This is a genomic window from Candidatus Tisiphia endosymbiont of Ceraclea dissimilis (assembly GCF_964030735.1).
GTDB lineage: Bacteria > Pseudomonadota > Alphaproteobacteria > Rickettsiales > Rickettsiaceae > Tisiphia.
In genome coordinates, this window is record NZ_OZ034917.1 from 1,333,571 (window position 1) to 1,353,650 (window position 20,080).

Annotated in this window: 16 protein-coding genes and 1 pseudogene; 9 read left to right on the top strand and 8 right to left on the bottom strand. The window is 32.4% G+C overall.

The features are described 5' to 3' along the window. Positions 1–39: 39 nt before the first annotated feature. Both ACQH1V_RS06330 and ACQH1V_RS06335 read left to right on the top strand, forming a co-directional pair. On the top strand, positions 40–1,800 hold the full coding sequence (locus tag ACQH1V_RS06330) for an ankyrin repeat domain-containing protein (RefSeq protein ID WP_425360205.1): 1,761 nt from the start codon (positions 40–42) through the stop codon (positions 1,798–1,800). A gap of 118 nt (positions 1,801–1,918) precedes the next feature. Further along, positions 1,919–2,368: a type IV secretory system conjugative DNA transfer family protein gene (locus tag ACQH1V_RS06335; protein WP_425360206.1), complete on the top strand. Its 450-nt coding sequence runs from the start codon at positions 1,919–1,921 to the stop codon at positions 2,366–2,368. A gap of 624 nt (positions 2,369–2,992) precedes the next feature. Here the strand turns inward: ACQH1V_RS06335 and ACQH1V_RS06340 are convergent. Both ACQH1V_RS06340 and ACQH1V_RS06345 read right to left on the bottom strand, forming a co-directional pair. Next, a complete protein-coding gene (locus ACQH1V_RS06340) occupies positions 2,993–4,852 on the bottom strand; it encodes an AAA family ATPase (protein ID WP_425360207.1) in 1,860 nt (619 codons plus the stop codon). 180 nt (positions 4,853–5,032) lie between these two features. After that, the gene (locus tag ACQH1V_RS06345) at positions 5,033–7,912 is read right to left on the bottom strand and encodes an RAP domain-containing protein (protein ID WP_425360208.1); all 2,880 of its coding nucleotides are present in this window, start codon (positions 7,910–7,912) and stop codon (positions 5,033–5,035) included. A 336-nt stretch (positions 7,913–8,248) separates the two neighbouring features. Here ACQH1V_RS06345 and ACQH1V_RS06350 point away from each other — a divergent pair, with 336 nt between their 5' ends. The 3 genes from ACQH1V_RS06350 to ACQH1V_RS06360 all read left to right on the top strand — a co-directional run bounded on the left by ACQH1V_RS06350 (position 8,249) and on the right by ACQH1V_RS06360 (position 10,214). Further along, the gene (locus ACQH1V_RS06350; protein WP_425360209.1) at positions 8,249–8,425 is read left to right on the top strand and encodes a hypothetical protein; all 177 of its coding nucleotides are present in this window, start codon (positions 8,249–8,251) and stop codon (positions 8,423–8,425) included. A 431-nt stretch (positions 8,426–8,856) separates the two neighbouring features. Then, positions 8,857–9,309 (top strand): MFS transporter, encoded by a 453-nt coding sequence (locus tag ACQH1V_RS06355; RefSeq protein ID WP_425360210.1) that lies wholly within the window; start codon positions 8,857–8,859, stop codon positions 9,307–9,309. Positions 9,310–9,344: 35 nt separating this feature from the next. Beyond that, on the top strand, positions 9,345–10,214 hold the full coding sequence (locus tag ACQH1V_RS06360; RefSeq protein ID WP_425360895.1) for an MFS transporter: 870 nt from the start codon (positions 9,345–9,347) through the stop codon (positions 10,212–10,214). Here the strand turns inward: ACQH1V_RS06360 and ACQH1V_RS06365 are convergent. From ACQH1V_RS06365 to ACQH1V_RS06380, 4 genes are all read right to left on the bottom strand, one after another. Beyond that, complete coding sequence (locus ACQH1V_RS06365; RefSeq protein WP_425360211.1) at positions 10,108–10,821, bottom strand: HD domain-containing protein; 714 nt, start codon at positions 10,819–10,821, stop codon at positions 10,108–10,110. The two genes, ACQH1V_RS06360 and ACQH1V_RS06365, sit on opposite strands and share 107 nt — an antisense overlap. A gap of 341 nt (positions 10,822–11,162) precedes the next feature. Further along, positions 11,163–13,349 (bottom strand): tetratricopeptide repeat protein, encoded by a 2,187-nt coding sequence (locus tag ACQH1V_RS06370; protein WP_425360212.1) that lies wholly within the window; start codon positions 13,347–13,349, stop codon positions 11,163–11,165. 150 nt (positions 13,350–13,499) lie between these two features. Further along, positions 13,500–14,255 (bottom strand): M48 family metallopeptidase, encoded by a 756-nt coding sequence (locus ACQH1V_RS06375; protein ID WP_425360213.1) that lies wholly within the window; start codon positions 14,253–14,255, stop codon positions 13,500–13,502. A gap of 764 nt (positions 14,256–15,019) precedes the next feature. After that, complete coding sequence (locus tag ACQH1V_RS06380) at positions 15,020–15,904, bottom strand: M15 family metallopeptidase (protein WP_425360214.1); 885 nt, start codon at positions 15,902–15,904, stop codon at positions 15,020–15,022. Between the two features lie 527 nt (positions 15,905–16,431). Here ACQH1V_RS06380 and ACQH1V_RS06385 point away from each other — a divergent pair. Further along, a pseudogene (locus tag ACQH1V_RS06385) lies at positions 16,432–16,518 on the top strand (DUF1674 domain-containing protein); the annotation flags it as partial. A gap of 22 nt (positions 16,519–16,540) precedes the next feature. Next, complete coding sequence (locus ACQH1V_RS06390; protein WP_094649132.1) at positions 16,541–17,005, top strand: type II toxin-antitoxin system RatA family toxin; 465 nt, start codon at positions 16,541–16,543, stop codon at positions 17,003–17,005. 186 nt (positions 17,006–17,191) lie between these two features. Here ACQH1V_RS06390 and secF read toward each other — a convergent pair whose 3' ends face one another. Together secF and ACQH1V_RS06400 are read right to left on the bottom strand one after the other, a co-directional pair. Further along, complete coding sequence (gene secF, locus ACQH1V_RS06395) at positions 17,192–18,100, bottom strand: protein translocase subunit SecF (protein ID WP_425360215.1); 909 nt, start codon at positions 18,098–18,100, stop codon at positions 17,192–17,194. Between the two features lie 17 nt (positions 18,101–18,117). Then, positions 18,118–18,354, bottom strand: a complete 237-nt coding sequence (locus tag ACQH1V_RS06400) for a DUF2312 domain-containing protein (protein ID WP_094649130.1) — start codon at positions 18,352–18,354, stop codon at positions 18,118–18,120. 386 nt (positions 18,355–18,740) lie between these two features. Between ACQH1V_RS06400 and ACQH1V_RS06405 the strand changes: the two genes are divergently transcribed. Then, the gene (locus ACQH1V_RS06405; RefSeq protein WP_425360216.1) at positions 18,741–18,968 is read left to right on the top strand and encodes a hypothetical protein; all 228 of its coding nucleotides are present in this window, start codon (positions 18,741–18,743) and stop codon (positions 18,966–18,968) included. Between the two features lie 338 nt (positions 18,969–19,306). Continuing rightward, positions 19,307–20,044: a 16S rRNA (uracil(1498)-N(3))-methyltransferase gene (locus ACQH1V_RS06410; RefSeq protein WP_094649128.1), complete on the top strand. Its 738-nt coding sequence runs from the start codon at positions 19,307–19,309 to the stop codon at positions 20,042–20,044. Positions 20,045–20,080 lie beyond the last annotated feature (36 nt).

The following is a 20,080-nucleotide window of genomic DNA, read 5'->3' on the forward strand; positions in this document are numbered from 1 at the left end:
ATAGTTAATTCGATATAATTACTAATTAACAGGCACAATGTGGCAGATACTATTCAAACAAATCCTAAACAACGCTGGAAAGATGCAATAGGGAAGTTTAAACAAGCAATAATACCTGAGGGACATGATCACGATGGATTAGTTGACTGTGTTAGAGTAAGGGTGTCAGGTACTATACAGCAAGATAGCATTATGCCATATCTTGAAGAAATTGCTCAAGCTAAGCAAACTCTTGACGGTAATGAATATCCAATTCTACGAATGAACAAAACTGAGTTAAGAAATCATCAACTATTTTATGATACACAATCGAATAGTTTAGTTGATAATAGCAATCAAACCGCCACTACCCTTGGTAAGGAAAGTAAAAATACTAAAAACATTCAAGCTTTTGTAATGGCAAAAGATGGATCGCTTTATATTGGTAACCACAAAGGACAATATAGTCCAATAGAGCCTACTCTAACGCATGCTTCATTTTTAGGTGGTAGACCAGCAGAATTGGCAGGAACGATTAGTATTAATGAGAATGGTAAGATAGATATGATTAGTAGCGATAGTGGTCATTATGCCCCTGAACCATTAGATATGTACCGAGGAATTAAAAAATTACAAAAATTAATGCCAGAAATTTTTACTCCAGATTCTAAAATCAACTATTATAACAAAACTACTCATAATATGAAAATGAGTGAATTTTTAGAAATGATGGAGAAACCTACTATTAATGGTATACCGCTAAATCAAGAACTTAGAAATGAAAGAATTAAACAAATAAAAGAATATACAGAAAATCTAAAAAATGCTGTTTCGATAAAGATTGTTAGTAATGAAGCGAATTTACCAAACATTATAGCAAATTTAACTAAAGAAAAACAACAAGAATTAGTAGAAGGGCTAAAGCAGCCAATGGTTAGCCTATCCGTGGTCGATTCTGAACAGAAGCCTAAAATTTATAGTGTATCTGATCTAACAATTTCGATTCTAAATTCTGGTAGACCAGATTCTATGCAAAAATTATTGGACTCTGGGATTACCAATAGAAAAGAATTTTATGAAATGAGACCTTTAGATTATGCCGTTTCTCAAGGTAAAACAGATATTGTAAAAACGATGCTTAATAATCCGAATATGCAGGAATCTTTAAAACAACAACCATCTAACTTAATACCGACTGTCTTGCATATATCAGCCGCATTTGGTAATACTGATATAATAACTGAAATACTAAAATATCCTGTAGGACGTGAGCTTTTAACCAAAAAAGACTTTAACGGTGATACTCCTTTGGAAATTGCTAATAGACGTGGCAACAATTTAGCAGTTAATATTCTAGAGAAAGAATATTTTGAATCAGCTAAAGAACAATTAGCAAAATATTTTAAAACACAGATGGAAGGTAAGGAAGTTATTACTACGGCTCATCAGAATGAAATGAAAAAGGATGTAATAGCGATATTATCTCCTATGATTACAAAAAATGGAAAGTATTATGATATTACAGAAGTTGCCGGATCGATAGTTAGAAAGTCCGCTAAAATTGCTGATAAAAAATTAGATTGGAAACAGAAAATTGCAGAAATAGGTGATATTATAAAGGACGCATTGCCAAAAATCTTTTTTAACAAGAGAGAACAAAAATTTAAAAATATATTAAATGACAAGAATATTATAACTGAATTACAAAAACTCCGCAAAGATTATCAAGTAAAGAATGATAATAGTAATATAAAAAAAATAACTCCAATATCAGCAATCAAAACTATAAAAAATAAGGAAGATCAAATTATCAAATCGTGATAGATCATGATTATGATTGCTTTTATCCCCCGAGTTTATATCCTAAAATATTTGGGTGGACGAATAAAATTCGTATGATATTTTTACTTACTTGCAATCTTTAATTCCGGTTTACAAAATGTCCTCTGAAAATGCAATATTTTTAGGTAACCATGAAAATGGCAAACCTCTATATGCCAAAGGTTATCAACATATTTTATTACTAGCACCACATGGCTCTGGTAAAGGGGTATGCTTATTGATGGATGAGTTTTATTCAGTTGGCAAATTGGAAATGTTTACATCATGTTTGCCTTATTTTCGTGGTTACAAAATTAAACTATTCTTGATATCGTCAAATATTGGCAAAATAGAGGAAGTTTATGGTGAAAATGAAACTAAAAATATTATATCAGACTGTCCGTGTAAAATAGCATTTGGGGCTAATAATTATAAAACGGCAAATCTTATATCTGAAATATGCCAAGATCGGGAAAAAAATACAGAACTGCTATCCTGGGAGCAAGTCATGAGTTTGCCAGTAGATTCTCAAATTATTTTAATGGACAAAGAACAACCTGTAATTTAAAAAAAGTTTTCTATTATGATGACGAGGAAATGAAGAAAAAAATTATTGCTCCAGCGGTGTTGTGGTGATTTGTAGAGCTAACTTGGTTGGCATTATGCCGTCATTAGCGAGGAGCCACTTTGGTAGAGACTAAGCAATAAATTGTTATTCCCGTCCACTATTGTCATTCTTAGCAACGACGGGAATCTAGCCCCCTACCTACGCAGGTATGACACTAATACTACAGTTGTAGATTGAATGTGAGTGTTCACGGAAAAAAGGTTAAAGTATAAGATGTCATTGCGAGGAGGTTGCCAGACCGACGAAGCAATCCAGGAAAGTGATTAGAAATGGATTGCTTCGTTGACCTTACGGTCTCCTCGCAATGACTCTTGGTGATCAGGTTTTTTTATTCATCACAAAAAAATCGTGAATGCTCACATCTAAACTACAACTGTAGTACTAAGCAGAACAGGTACGACATACTGGATTGCTTCGTCGACCTACGCTCTCCTCGCAATGACGTATAAGCCTATATAGTCAATTCAGGGGAATTTGGGGCTAGGAACGATGGAGCGACGCCTATAAGTAATAGGCGAGCGACAAGTGACAACGTCCACAACTTCTCATCAATTGACTATATGCCTAAGATACCTTATCTATTTGGTATTCTAATGCCACTTCCTTACCGCAAAAAGCCATAGCGATTTTGATGATTTTCTGAACATGAGAGTATTCTTTTATTTTAGCCTCATATCGTTTTTTTGCTATTTGCTCTAGCCCTTCTCTGGCAACAGATTCTAACTCTTCTGGAGACTTGCATATTTTATATTCAATAATAATGGCGTTGTCTTGCTTTCCAGCTCTAGGTATCAACATAATATCAGCCCTACCGCTACCGGTTTCTCTTTCACTGTCTATTATGTAGTCAGAAGCTAAGGTATTAATCAAACCTAGCATAAAACCACTATAAAATAGCTCAGCTTTTTTCTCGCCAGTTTGGTAAAAACTAGTAGCATTTAACAATAATTCTTGCAATCTTTCTTTAAACTGTTCTATTTTACCTGCCGGCAGCAAAGTAGCAAAAGAATAATATCGAAAATGATCAATTTGCAACTGATCAGTTACCCATTGGAGCATTCTGGCATTATATATATATCGTACCTCTTTATTTGGTACCGACAATTTGTAAATATCTTCTTCTGGTTTTTTAGCAACAGGGTTTAAATAACCGCTAAATAACAACAAGCTAAATAATCCTACTGGCTTGTTGATATCAGTAAAACTAATTTGTTTGACAATCGGTGAGATAATAGCCTTTCCGGCAGCTAAGCTCTGTAAATCTTCCTGCATTCCATCTGACAATAATGCTTTATCAACAAGAGCCGTCCCCCCACTATCAAGCCAATAATGATCAAGTTTGCCTCTAGTATCTAAGCATAACATAATTGACCATGGATTATAAATTACCTCACCACCAAAACTATAGCCATTATACCAAGCTTTAATTTTTTCAGGACTTGTGTCAAGTGGTACTTTGGTTAATAACTCATCAACTTCTGCTTGAGTGAAACCATAAAATTTAGCAAAATTTTCATCTAGCAGAGTATATTCACGAACATTATTTAAATTATTTAAATCCGAAAATAAATTAGCCTTAGCAACCCTTAATATGCCGGTTATTACCCCTTTTTCTAAATAAGGATTAGTTTTTAAACTACTGCCAAACATCCCACGGAATATTTTTAGTACGTCGTCAAATTCTTTTAATTTATCACCAAATTCAATGTACGAACTATTGATCGGTGTGTCATATTCATCGATCAATATATAAACTTTTTGACCAAAATGTTTGTACAATACTTCACTCAAAACCCGTAAACTATCTTTTAAGTCTTCCTTATCAAGCTTTCCTGTAAAATATCGATTTAACTTTTCCTTTTGTGCCTCATCTAGTAATTTTTCATCTGTTGTTATATAACGCTTTAAATATCGATGGTTTGTAAATAAATTAGTTACTTGATTTTTTATCCCACTTTCAATTTCTTGGTAATTACTGCCTTTAACATCTTTAAAATTTATGGAAATCACCGGAAATTGACCTTGTTGAGTCATGGCATATTCATTACTGTTAATCTTTAAAGGCTTTAAAGTCCTTTTTCCTTTAATACCTAAATTGATTTCCCCACCGATAAAGAGAATGCGATTAACCCTATCTTCTATAGGTAAAGGAACGCCATTTTGATCCACCTCTATCTCAAAAAATTTCTGGAGCATGTTCATATTCAAGCTCTTACCCCATCGTCTTGGTCTGGTGATCAATATAACCTTACCACTATCTTCCAATAATTCTTTGATCATTAGACTTTTATCAACAAAGACATCACTATTAACTAGCAAGTCATAGAATTCATCGGTACCTATCCTCATTCTTGGTGGTTTATTGTTATCTTTAACAATATTAGTTTTTTTGGTTGATATATTATCAAAAAATTCTACTGTCATATTAAAAATTATTATAAACTTTATTAGGAAATAATAACACAAACAAGCTAGCATAGCCAGTAGATTACGTAAAATAAATTTCTTATATCACATGTAAGATTTTTTAAATTATTGCCCCAATTAATTATAAATAGTAGAGAAAATTCAAAATAAAAAAATAGACCTCTTGCATAACCTAATCTAATTGGTAATTTTGTTGTCAAAATAAGAACTATCTTCTGCACTTAATGGTACTTCTGAAAATAACTCAGAATTATTTGATAATGAATGTTGGTCAAACTTTGTTTCTTCAGAAGTTGTGAAATTATCTAGATAATGGAATAGTTTCGTTAGAATGTCTGTCCTATTATTTGTATTATCCACATTATAATAAGGTATCCTTACTGTCGTATAACCTAGTATGTTTAAAAAGAGAGTATTAATTTCTGTTGCGGCATTATGTTGCTTACCATTGCCAATAAAATGAGAAGGTCCATCTATCTGTATTACTAATTTTTCATTATTTTCAAACACAACACATATATCTACTCTAGTAGCTAATTCTGGTATCCAGTATTCTGAACAGATTTTTGTTGGTGTGCCTTTATATTTATTAGCAATAACCTTAAACATAGATTCTTGTAAATTTGATGTCATCGGATTTAATGGATTCGAATTTATTATTTCGCTAATACTTTTATACTTCTCTTCCTCTAATAATTGATCATTAAATAATGCTTGCAACAAATTTGTTCCTGTCCAAATTTGTATAACCCCTTCTATAGACAACTGATTAAAGTCAAGTTTGTTTATTGCATCTCGTAAGACTTTCACTGTTGATAGGTAATTATTTTGTGTTAACGCAGAGAGTATAGTAAGAGAATAAATACTGTTAGTTAGTTCTTGTGTAGTAAATTCATTGATTTTACCAATAGTCGCTACCTGCCAAACTTCCCATAACTCTGTTGAAGGTTGTATTTTTAGTTGACTTAAAGCATACATACTATTAGCTAAATTTTGACTATTGAAGGTTGTTATCTGCTTTACAGCCGCTTCCTGCCAAGCTTCCAAGAATTTTGCTGAAAGTTGAACCCCTAATTGACTCAAAGCATATATACTATTAGCTAAATTTTGGCTGTTAAAGGTCTGTATCTGCTTTACAGCCGCTTCTTGCCAAACTTCCAAGAATTTTTCTAAAGATTGATCCTCTAATTGACTCACAGCATAGATAGCATTAGCCAGACCTTGGGCATTAAATTTGTCAATTTTATTGATAGCCGCCTTTTCCCAATTTTCCAAAAAATTCATTAAAGGTTGTACCTTTAATGAACTAAAAGTATAGATAATATTAGTTAGATCTTGTGTATTAAATTCGTCAATTTTATTGATAGCCGCCTTTTCCCAATTTTCCAAAAAATCCTCTGAAGGCGGCACTTTTAATTTACCCAAAGCGCAGATAATAACAGCCAAATTTTGGCTACTAAAGTTTTGCATCTGCTTTACAGCCGCTTCCGACCAAACTTCCAATAAATTTTCTAAAGATTGTTCCTCTAATTGACCTAAAGTATAGATAATACTAGTTAGCTCTTGTGCATTAAATTTATCGATTTTACTTATAACAACCTTCTCCCAACTATTCAAAAAGTTCTTTGAAGGCTGTACCTTTAATTGAGTAAAAGCATAGATAGCATTAGTCAGTCCTTGTGTATTAAATTCGTTAATTTTATTGATAACCACCGCCTCCCAACTATTCAAAAAGTTCTTTGAAGGCTGTACCTTTAATTGAGTAAAAGCATAGATAGCATTAGTCAGTCCTTGTGTATTAAATTCGTTAATTTTATTGATAGCCACCTTCTCCCAACTATTCAAAAAGTTCTTTAAAGGCTGTAGCTTTAATTTACCAAAACCATAGATAATATTAACCAATCCCTGGGCATTAAAATCATTGATTTTATTTATAGCCTCTATCTGCAAGACTTTCGAAAATTCTTTTGAAGGCTGTAGCTTTAATTTACCAAAAGCATTCATACTAATAGCCAATTCTTGGCTTTTAAAGCATTTTATCTTATTTATAGCCTCTTTTTGCCAACATTCCAAAAATTCTTGTGAAGGTTGTCTGTCTTTTAATTGACTAAAAGCATGAACACTATTAGCCAGTCCTTGTGGGGTAAATTGGTAGATTTTTCTTATAGCTGCTGTTTCCCAACTCTTCAGAAATTTTTTTGAGGAATTAATCTCGCAAAGTTCCGAAGTATTTGCTTGCTCAGGTACTAATTGGGACAATGATGCGGTACTAGAATCTCCGCATACACTAGAGCTAGAGTGTGCTGCGGCTTGAGATGAAGCATCTCCTTCAACTCCTTGTGCATCAGCGAGTTTTGCAAGAGATTTATTCAAATATGTATCTAACTTACAGAAACCAGACAAAGAATTGACTAATTCTTGTGCATTAAAATTGTTCATTTTATTTATGGTCGCTATTTTCCAAACTTCCAAGAATTCTATTAAAAGAGTTCTACTGGAATTATCTAAATAATTGGTTCTATAAAACTCTGAGGCACTTGCATTTGAGTGTTCATCTACTAAATTAACACTCGGCTCGTTCACCTCTTGTTTATTGTCGTCCATATTATTTAAATCATTCGAGTATAACTTGCTTAAAGCATAAATACTGTTAGCCAAATTTTGGTTATTAAAGTTTCGTATCTGATTTACAGCCTCTATCTGCCAAACTTTCAAAAATTCTTCTGAAGGTTGTATATTTAATGTGCCAAAAGCATAAATACTATTAGCCAATTCTTGAGGGGTAAATTCTTCTCTGCACCGGATAGCTGTATAGCACCAGTCCTTCAAAAAATCTACAGATGGTTTGAAATAATCCAACTTGCTGAACATAGTAATTATCGTACTAAGCCCACGAGCGTTAAAGCCATATTTATAACCATCTGCTTGATCCCACATAATTTCCCTTGCTCTGTCCTGAGCTAACTTCAAATTATTAACATCTGTAATATTTTTTAAGGTCTGACATAATTTGATTGACCCCATCTTAGCATATAGGTTAAAATTAGATTTACTCATTGATAATACCTTATTGGAATTTTAAAACTGTACTTGAATCTTTTACAGCAACCTAATTAACCTGAATTTGATATAACAAGTTATTCCAAATTCGGTTATATACTCTTCTGCTTTGAAGAATTGGCTCCGCAAAACTTCGGGGTATTCGCGTACTCACGTACTAGTTGTACGCTCGGCTCGCTCACCCCTTGTTTTACGTTCCAATTCTTCAAATCATTTGAGTATATCTATAATATAACAGATTTTTTTGCTCCACTAATAGCTGTTTTCATTATTTTTGCGATATTGCTTATTTTTTCATTTCCTAACTTAGTAATTATAGTCAATTCAGGGGAATTGGGTAGCAGGAACGATGGAGCAACGCCTATAAGTAATAGGCGAGCATTGAGCGACGACATCACCAACTTCCCATCAATTGACTATATTATTCTTGAACAAATTAATAATAGAGTACATTGTTATATAACACCCACCATAAATTTAGACCGATCCATTTCTTATAGGATAAAATAAAAATATTTTAATAAAAAATTACTTGACTATTTAAAGCAGGTTATATTTAATTATAATTGTAACTATTAAGGGTAAAAACGTCATTGCGAGGAGTGCGAAAACCGCACAACGAAGCAATCCAGGAAAGTAATTAGAAATAGATTGCTTCGACCATTACATGGATAGGGGTTACAGCTACCTTTTATTTTGATAGATTGGCAAAAGAATGTGGCGGTTATCCTCTAAGTCATAGGAGCATAGCTGTTTGTAAGGGTTTAGCTAGTTAGTAAAAAACAATTATTTGAGTCAATTATGAGTAAATTTATTCAAGCGGATGGAAATAATCACCGGAGTGGTATGGATAATTTGAAGTTAACAATTTTAATTAACTAAATTCAAAGATCACTCATGAAATATTCTAAAAATTTGAAATATCAAAGGACAAATTAAAGATGACCAAATATGTAAGACATAGCGACGGAACATTTTCATCATTACGTAAAGAACAAAAAGAAGCTATTGGATTGCTTTCAATTGGAACATTTTTAGAATATTTTGACTTAATGCTATATGTTCATATGGCAGTGCTGCTTAACGGGTTATTTTTCCCAAAAACCGATCCTGATACTGCAGCATTTTTATCTGCCGCTGCTTTTTGTTCTACTTATGCACTTAGACCCTTAGGGGCTTTTCTTTTTGGTTGGCTGGGCGATAATATAGGGCGAAAATCTACGGTTATCATTACCACCGTATTAATGTCTCTCTCTTGTGTAATTATGGCTAATGTACCAACTTATGAAGAAATTGGTATTAGAGCTGTTTGGATAGTTACAGCATGTAGAATATTGCAGGGTATTACCTCAATGGGAGAAAAAGTAGGAGCTAGTATTATATTACTGAAATAACCAAACCACCGATACAATATCCAGCTGTAACCTTAATTGGGTGTTTATCTGCTGCAGGAGGAACTTTTGCTTTAGCTATTGCGTCATTGGTTACTTCGCAAGGCTTTAATTGGCGTATGGCATTTTGGATTGGTGCTGGTATAGCAGTGATTGGTGTTATTGCAAGAACGGCTCTTCGGGAAACCCCAGAATTTGCTGATGCAAAAAGACAAATGAAAAATGTATTAGAAAAGAGTGGACTAAGTAATTCTTTAAAAACTAATGCCATTGTACAAGAGAAAGTTAATATATTAACTGTGATTGCTAATTTTTTAACATTATGTGGATGGCCAATATGTTTTTATTTTTCTTACATGCATTGTGGTAATATTTTAAAAAAGTCTTTTAATTACACTGCTGAACAAGTTATTCATCAAAATTTTATTATTTCCATAATCGGATTAATTTGCTACTTTGTATTAGTGTATTTGAGCTACATAATATATCCATTAATAATTCTTAGAGTTAAATTAATAATATTTTCTATTGCAATACTAATATCTCCTTATGTATTAGATCATGTCACCAGTCCTTTCATGCTACTATTAATTCAATTAGTACCTATAGTATTTGGTCCTTCTCAAACACCAGCTATGCCAATATTCTTTAAGCATTTCCCGGTTTTTAAACGCTTTACTTATGCCAACGTAACATATGCAGTAGCACATACTGCTATGTATATTGTTACATCTTTTGGCACTGTATATCTTGTAAAAACTTTTGGTAATTATGGGTTATTAGTTATAGTAATACCATTAATTATAGGATACACTTGGGGTCTGCGTCATTTTGAAAAGTTGGAAAAAGAGGCTGGGAATTATCCAAAGAAAATAACTGGTATAAATCTGGTGTTGGACAATGTGTGATTGTTAGATGTTGAAAGCACATTTTTATAAAATGGTACTTTATTTCTGGCATCCCTAAATATATAGAGAGGACTACAAACTCTCTTAAAGTCTCCTCTACAATTTTCTTAATCTTCTCAGGAGATTTGGCACCAATAGTTTGCATATTATGCAGTCTGTCAAATAACTTAATCAACAATATATCTTTTTTCTTTTGTTGAAATAGTAACTCTATTGTCTCTGCTGCACTGATCTTTCCATATGATTTAACCCTAGTCAAGTCTTCCACCTGACTAGCAACCTGTTCTCCAAAAATGCTTGCAATCATACTTTTGGAAAGTTCTGTATCCTCTATAGTATCGTGCAGTATGCTAGTAACAATAATATCAGTTCTAAAAAGATAATCAGAAGTCATATACGCTACCTCTATTGGATGCGAATAATAAGGTTCACCTGATTGTCGCATTTGACTACCATGGTATTTTTTTGCATAATAAATAGCTTTTTTGACTTCTTTAATATCTATTGGTCGGTTTACTTCCTGGTTCATCTGCATTAGTTTAGTTAGTAACCTATCAGCATATTTACAATTTTCGTATTTGACTTCCCAATCATTAATATCTTCCATTTAAGTATCCATTCCATTATTTTAATAATAAAGTAAATAATAACTAAAAATAAAAATTCTTGCAATAGTTTATTATATATTAGTTTAAAAAAAAGAGTGATTTTTATACTTTGCTATATTTAACTCACCTTACGCATAAACCCCATGACAATTTAAAAATTCCGGAACAAGTACAAAACGTCATTGCGAGCGAACGTACGTGAGCGTGGCAATCCACATATAGATTGCTTCGTCGCCCACTAAAGTGGTTTCTCGCAATGACGCTGATGCAATGACGCCAAGCTATTTTCTATATGACTTTTAAATGCCATGCGTAAGGTGAGTATTTAAGTTACATCCCGTTACAATGCCATTATATCAAAATTATCCAATAGATGATTGGACTTCCCCATTAACTCATAATAATCTTCGCATGGGATTATTTCGCTCTCAGTTCTGTCCAAATAGTCTCTTATATAACCATGATACTTTATTCCCTTAAATAATATTAGGGATTCACCACTTTTATTTTTATATATTTCCGCCGCCATTAACCTAGCATCCTTTGAAGGGTCTTTTAATTCATAAATTTTTCCTGTTTTTCCTTTTAAAAATTTTATCCCTGCTGCACCTTTGTCGTTCTTAGCAAAACCCTTTTCTAAAATAGTTTGCCATCTAGTATATTCATCGTCATTAAGTTGTTCTTTTAATGTAGGGCTAATAATTGCATATAAATTATGTAATACATTAGTTGCCTCTGAAGACTTAATAGGGGTTGTTTCATTAATATACCACCCAGGCGATTGGTATAGATCGAGACTCCCATGTAAAGACTTTTGTTTTATCTCTTGAAAGTATTGATGTATTGCATTTGGCTCTCCAGTATTACATGCTTCAATAAGATCAGGCATATTATAATAATATTTTACTGAACTTTGTTGCCTTAATTCTGGTATTGCTGATGTATTTTCTGAGTTTACTACTGCTGCATTTGCTGTAGGTAAATCTTGCACTACTGGTGGTAGAGTTGCTACTAATGACTGAGATTCTATTGATAATGATTCATATTGATTAATAAGGTTTAAAGCAACAGTTAGTATCGTTTGGTGAAATAAGTATGTTAGATTATTGGGATCATATTCTCGAGCTAAGTTGATATATTCTAAAGCCGTCTTATAAGTAGAGGGGGATGAATACATTATAGATAGTTCTAGAAGTAGCTTAGGTATCTCGTCAGAAGGAAGTTGTTTTAGAATATCAGCATTAAAATTTATACTTCCGCATAAAATTTGTGTTTTTATTTGTTTTGCTAAAGAACAAGTATTTTTAAATTCTTTGTCACGCAGTATCTCCTTTAATATTATTTGCTTGTAATATTGGGTTTGTGCTTTGTTATCTGAGTATATAGCCTTATTAAAGGCAGTAATTACTACATATGCTTTCTCCTGATAAGAAAGATGTATAATAGATGATTTTGGAGGATATATTGCATTATTAATGATTTTGTCTATTATTAAAAGGTGAGGTACTGAATCCTTATGTTCTTCAGCTAGAGTTCGTGATTTGTCCTTATCCTCCAACCTTGAATAGATAACGTATAACTCTAGAACAGCATCTTTACAATTTGGATTTTTTTCATAATATCTCTTGAAGCATATCTCAGCATCTGGTAAATTACCTAGAGCCTTATTTATTATTCCTAAGTTCCAATAATGATTCATAATAAATTCAGATAAATCAGACTTTTTATCCAATGGGTCTAATTTTGATGAATCTTCTTGTGCATCTTTAATGAGTTGACATGTAATATTTAAAAAATCATATGCTTCTTTTATATTACCAGTATTAATCAGAAATTCTGTTATCTTCTGAGAGAGAGCCATTGATTTCTTAAAATATGGCTGATTAACAATAGCATTTAAGATATCTGTAGTTATAGATTTAATAATGTTAGTGTAATCACAAAATATTTCTATTATAAAACTATTTTGATCGATTGATGCTATTAGTTCTAGAAATGACTCTATTATCTTATGTGAAGGTATAGGTTTTCCTATCTTGTATAAATATAATATACCACTAGCTTTAGTGTAAGCTGCCCAAGCAATTTGAGTAGTCTTAATATTATCATCACATTGTATCTTTCTCTGTACATGTTCTCCTGGCATTTGATAGATAATGCCTGGAGTTTTGTTATTATCTGGTACCCAAATATTTTTAATGCCAAAAATATCTTTAATATTTTTAGCAATATTCTTATCGTAATCTCTGTATACTCCGTTCTTTTCCTCTCGTGAAAGGCACAAATTATAAAGCAAGGCTGGCATTGTAAATTTTTCATACTCCTTTAGTATATTTTTTCCAAATATTTTTACTATATCATCAATTGGACCATATCGACAAAGACGCTCTAAGAATTCTTGGTGTTTAGGAGTAAATTTCTTAACCGTAAAATCTTTCTCTTTATATTGTGCAATAAGTAACAGAGAATTCAAAGGATTCTTTAATTCTGAACTTGGTATTATTTGCAGTTTTTTTTCTTTTGACATGAAATGTTCTTTTTTTGGCTATATAATTTTTATGCCGTATTAAACGGGCTATTATTTTATGTCGCACATTATATCAACTGTAATTATTAATGCAAATATTATTTTTATAAAGCGATTATTTTATAATCTCAATTTGTAAATTGATACCATTTATTGTAGATATTGATGCAATTTATTGCCATTTTTCTTAAGCCATAATCTAGCCAACTTATAATCAGGATAGAGTTTTGCCACTAAATGCCAGAAATGTTTACTGTGATTCATTTCCATTATATGACATATTTCATGTACCACTAAGTATTTCAGTATTTTTTTTGGAGCAAAAATAAGTCGCCAATTAAAAGTAAGTTCAGCATAACTGGAACAACTTCCCCATTTGTTCTTATTATTTGTAATTTTTATTGTACTAAAGTTTATATTATATTCTTTACCCAGAAGAGTAGCCAGGTTTATTGCTTCTAGTAACAGTCTATCTTTCAAGAATTTTATTAAGGTACTCTTATGTTGAGAAGGTGGGGAATATATCTGAATAATATCCTCTGCCATTTGCACTTTATTATAATCTGCATCAATATGTAGTAATGAGTATATTCTGTCAAAGACTGTTATAGTATTATTATCTATGGGTTCTTGTTTTGAAACATCTGATAATTTTCGCCTAATCCAAGATTCTTTTTCTAGTAAAAATTTATATCCTGTATTAAAATTTTTATTAGGCAGAACTAGTTCAACTCCTTTATGGTTTATTCTAATGGCAATGCGTTTAGCTTTATTACTACATCTTATTGGAATGTCAATATCATGACCGAGCTTATTTAAAGTAATAAAATTTGGTATTAGTTGCGGTTGATTATTCATATTTAAGATATAGTCAATTGATGAGAAGTTGGTGACGTTGTCGCTCAATGCTCGCCTATTACTTATAGGCGTCGCTCCATCGCTCCTAGCACCAACTCCTCCTGAATTGACTATATATAGTTAATTCAAGGGAGGATAGTGAGCGATGATAAGTTGGTCATCCCTGCTTAACTCAATGTCATATATGGACGAGTGAATTTGTCAACAAATAAAATAAAAAAATAGAGCCACAAAGGAAGCGGTCATTCCCGCTTTGGTACGGAATCTAGCCCCCTGCTTATGCAGGGGTAACACTGAGTCGAACAGGGGACAATTTATGGATTGCTTCGGAGGTTTACACCTCCTCGCAATCTGATGTATCCCCACGAAATTGTTGCAAAATAACACGAGTTGCCAATTAATTGATTTTAGTAAACCCTAGACTTCACAAGGTTTCAAGAACATTTAATCAGGTCAAAAAATGCAATAAATTCTTAAAATTAGAAATTTTTTAAAATACATAGCGTTTTGATTATACTTTTCACGTGTCAAATAGTTCGTAAACTGCTTGACATCTAGGTTTTATGAGCTAACTTAATTGGCAACTCGCGTAAAATAGCAAGAATTTCGTGGGGATACATCAGCTCGCAATGACGTTTTTATGCTGTTTTATACTTATAGAATAAAAATTGTAGGGTGTTATGATAAGTAATAGGCGAGCATTGAACGACAACACCCCCAACTTCTCAATTGCCTATACTAAGTTAACAAAATTCTTAGTTAACTTAGTGGAGTAACAAAATTTCTATAATAAGAAGAAAGGGTTGTATTAATCACTTATTTACAATACATTTTGATAAAATCTCATATGCCTGATCTGGCGTTAGGCTTAATATTTCTGGTAATTTTTTTAAACATTGCATAAACATCTTAGAGTCTTTTTTATAAAGCTCAACAAATTGATTATTATTAGGATCAATTTTGTTAAGCATTTGCGGGGTTTTAGTGTAGAACTCAAAAAGAGTACACCCATCATTATAGTTCATAATGGCTAATAATTGTGCCATAGCTCGAGACGTTTGGAAATGCTGCCAATCTATAGGAGTGTTCCACTTTCCTCCCCAAACACTAAAACCATTTTCAGCGAAAAGATCAATTATTACTTCACTCATCCCAGGTCTAATATTGGTTCGATTGAGATAACTTGATCCTTCTGAAGGTTTTACAGTAACAAGCCCTGCTTGACTTATGTCACTTGGAATAGAAATATAAGGATTTTGAATTGGATTAATGTCAATCGCAAGACCGTATGAATGTACTGAAGGTAAACCGCCTCCTGTAATTTCACGACAACTGAAACTAGAACTATTGTTATCTGCCATACTTCTGTCATCATCACCATCATAATCTTCAATAGTACGCGCTTTAGCAATAGGATATTTTAAATCATATATTTTTTTCAAAATGGCGACAACACGCTCAGAAACAGCATCAAAAACAACTAGTTTTCCATCATGATGTATTACAGAATTAAAATCATAATAAGGGAATTTAATAACTCTCAATCGATTTAGAGCAACTGGACATCCATCATGCCACACTTTTTTCTTGATCATCTCTTGTTTCGATGATTCAGATAAAGGTTCTATGGTAAAATCAGCAGCATTTACTTGCGATATATTTATAAAAAAAATATATAATAATAACAATCTATACATAATAGTATCAAAAATTAGTTAATGTATCTTGAGAGTATCCTAACCCAATAAAAGAGTCAAGCACTTATTGTTATCGACAGATTTTGATAATTAAAATTGTGCTTTAAGTAAAAATATATTATTAAGGAAGAAGCAAAGCTTATGCAGCAGTTGGAGCCGATGGTTTTTTTGCACCAGGCTTAGCAAATAGACCTCTTGCATAACCTAATGCAAGAATTGGAGAAATCGGCAACTGAAGTTTCAACATGTATAGATATAGTCAATTAACCTGAATTAGCGCTGAATAAGCACCCATCGTGCTGTCTATTAGCGAGGAGACGTAAGCCTGCAATCCATTTTAATCGTTTTTTGGATTGCTTTGTCGCCACTAAAGTGGCTCCTCGCAATGACGCTGAGGCTAAATACTAATCGGATTTATAACGTTGCTAATTCAAATTAATTGACTATACAAATAAAAAGACGTAATACAGAGGATTAGTACATTTATGGATAACAAAAAAGATACTACCATAAAAGATAAAAAAGAAAAGCCAGAAGAAATAGGTGGTTTTAAAGGTCAAGAACCAACTATCCATGGAGATTGTCAGCATAAAGGCAGGGTAACTGATTTTTAATGCTGCAATTGTAAATTAATTTATGCCAAGTTTTCATCAAATCAAACTCCTACCATATAATGCCCAAGAATTATTTCACTTAGTTCTTGACGTAAAGTCATATCCTGAATTCTTACCATGGTGTAGGGCTGCTAGAATCATCTCAGAAAATGAGAATCAAATTATAGCTGAGTTAGTAATTCAGTTAAAAGGTTTTTCAGACAATTATCAATCAAGAATTATCTACTCAAATGATTTAAATAAGCAGAGATACTCCATTGAAGTCGAGGCAATCTCCGGACCATTTAAATATTTAAAAAATTTATGGCAATTTTCTCAAGAAGATACTGGTAGTAAAGTAGAGTTCTTTATTGATTTCAAAATGAAGTTTGCCATAGTTGACAAATTAGTTGGTATATTTTTTACTGATGCTACTGAAAAAATGGTCGATGCATTTGAAAAAAGAGCCGATACTATGTTGAGTAAGGTGGGTTCTAACAATTCTTGAAATCACTATAGTCAATTGATGAGAAATGGATTGCCACGCCACCTACGGTGGCTCGCAACGACGACTTTTCTACTTTATTTTCTTAAACTAACGCCTATGTGCAATGACGTGTATGCAACCCAAGCGTCATTGCGAGAAGGCGTAAGCCGACGAAGCAATCCACTATTCATTGCCTCCTTGTTCTCGCTATCTAAATTTCTTGGCAACAAATAACATTAGTATCGGAGCAGATATGAAGATAGAAGAATATGTACCAACTATTATCCCAAAAAATACTAATAAGCTAAAGCTATGAATAGCTTCTCCACCAAATATTACTAAAGCTAGGTTTGCCAACAAGGTTGTCACAACTGTTAAAATGGTTCTAGACAAAGTCTCATTAATACTCTGATTAATAATTTGTTGCATTGTTTTCTGATATGATTTCCGTAAGTTTTCTCTAATTCTATCATAGATAACTACTGAATCATTGACAGAATAACCTATTATGGTAAGAATAGCCGCTATGGAAGTTAGATTGAAGTCTAACCTCATCACACTCATAAAACCTAAACTTAGTATGGCATCATGTAGCAAAGCTATCAGTATACCAAGCCCAAAATACCACTCAAATCTAGCCCAAGTATAAGCCATTATGGCAAGAAAAGAAAGAATTAGAGCCGTTATTCCTGATTTTATCAAATGAGCTCCAACTTGTGGACCAACAAAATCTACTTTACGATATTCAAATTTATAAGGAAATTGGTTGCTTAAAGTCAATTTGATCAGCTCAATATTGTGCATTAAAGTGTCTTCACTATTGCTACCAACTCGTATCGACAAATCATTCTGGTTACCAAAATTTTGCAATACTACTTCACCAATCTTAAGGTTATTAAGTACTTCACGCATTTTGGTTAAATCAGGCGATTGATCAAGCCGTACTTCTATAACAATTCCACCAGAAAAATCAATACCAAAATTAAATTTATAAATTCCTATCCATATAATGCTCACAAGAGACAAAATAATGGACATCGTATAGCTTACTTTTTTAAATCTGATAAAATCAAAATTAACTTGCTCAGGTAATAGTCTTAACGGATATAATTTCATTATTAAATATCTTTAATTTATATACCTAAAGCTTGCCTGTACAATTCTAAGATTGCATCTTGTTCAGCCAGCTTATTTCTATCAAGTTTTTTTAGTTTTAACACAGACTTCATAGCCTTGGTATCAAAACCACTGGAGCTGGCTGCATCAAATACATCTTTTATTGCTTCAGATAATTCAGCTTTTTCTTGTTCAAGCCCTTCTATTTGATTTATATATTGTTCTAATTGTTCTTTAGCTATCACTTCTGTCATAAAATTAAATTTTTTTGTTTATCAAGACATCATAATTATACCATATATTTAGTTAACCCTTCTCGGTTTACCTATAGTATATATTATTTTTATTAGCCACTAAGTAATTTATAGATAATTTTGCTATAAATGCTAGAAAAATCTTTAAAATGCACTCGATTAGCACTTATCCATAGTAAATTTTTGTCTATTAGCGAGACCACTGTATGGTTGTGACAATACATTTCTACTTATTTTGGATTGCTTCGTCATAGCAAAGCTATTCCTCGCAATGACGTTTGAGAAAAGTGCTTCGTCATTGCGAGCTGATGTATCCCCACGAAATTGTTGCAAAATAGCAAGAATTGATAGAATATCATCATTATTTAATGATGAGATAGTAGGTTATGGATGTAAAATTAAATGAAGTAATAAAAGAACATTGTCCTTTTATACATAATAATCGTTTAAATACGTTACTTGATGTTGCAGAAGACTTGACAGTAAAAGATAAAAAGATTTATTCGTATTTTACCCTTGGGAAATTTATTATTGAATTTAATTATTTGCATGCCATAAAACCATTGGTAGAACCCCTGGCATCTATTATAAAGACGGAGCTTTGTCGTGCTTAATTTCGTGGGGATACATCACAACTGTTGAAAGTTAGAAGAGGAAGCGGTTTTAGACCGGATAGTTTAAAAGTCGTATGTGGTCAACGTCATTGCGAGAAAGACCGTAGGTCGACGAAGCAATCCATAAAAGTAACCAAAGATGGATTGCCACGACCTACTTGCGTGGTCTCGCAATGACAGAAAACCTATCTAAAACCCGCTTTACCTTCTAACTTTCAACAGTTGTGGGGGATATATCAGGTTGCAATGACGCTTAGTAGTCAGCTTTTTTACTCGTCATAAGGAAATAAATAAAAAATTGTAGAGTACTATGATAATTGATCATTGGAGTTAAAATTATGAAAATTTCTCGTCTTCATAGAATATATAGCAATATCAAACTAATTGAAAATTATTCGTTAAATCTTGCAGAAGACCATAGCCACTACCTTAAAACAGTATTAAGGTTAAAAATTGGTGATCATTTTAGAATCTTTAACGGTATAGATGGTGAGTTTATAGCCCAAATTACCGATATAACAAAAAATAATTTACATGTTGAACTTACTAATATTTTAAGAAAAACAATAATCGAACCTGAGCTTACTTTAGGGATATCGATTATTAAAAGTGATAGAATGTTAGATGCCATAGATATGGCTGTACAGCTTGGGGTGACAAAAATTATTCCATTAATTACAGAAAGGTCTCAATTTCGTAATGTTAATAATCAAAAATTGATGAAATGTATTATTGAATCTACAGAACAATCCGAACGTTTGATCCCGCCCATTCTTATGCCATTAACATCACTTAGTCTTTTCCTCGATCAGAACCTAAATAATTCTATAATATATGCTAATGAAAATGAAGATGAAAATAATACATTATTAAAAATAATGCCTACATCATACTCAAATATTTCAGTTATTGTCGGTCCAGAAGGAGGTTTTTCACCGAATGAACTTAAGATACTTTCATTGAGACCTAATAGTTTATCAATAAGTCTAGGAGTGAATGTTTTGCGAACTGAAACTGCCGTAGCAGCGTGTCTAGCACAGATTAAATTATTTACCCAGTTTCCTAGCCAAATATAAAAAAGATAGCTTTAATTATACAGGATAATGATAGCA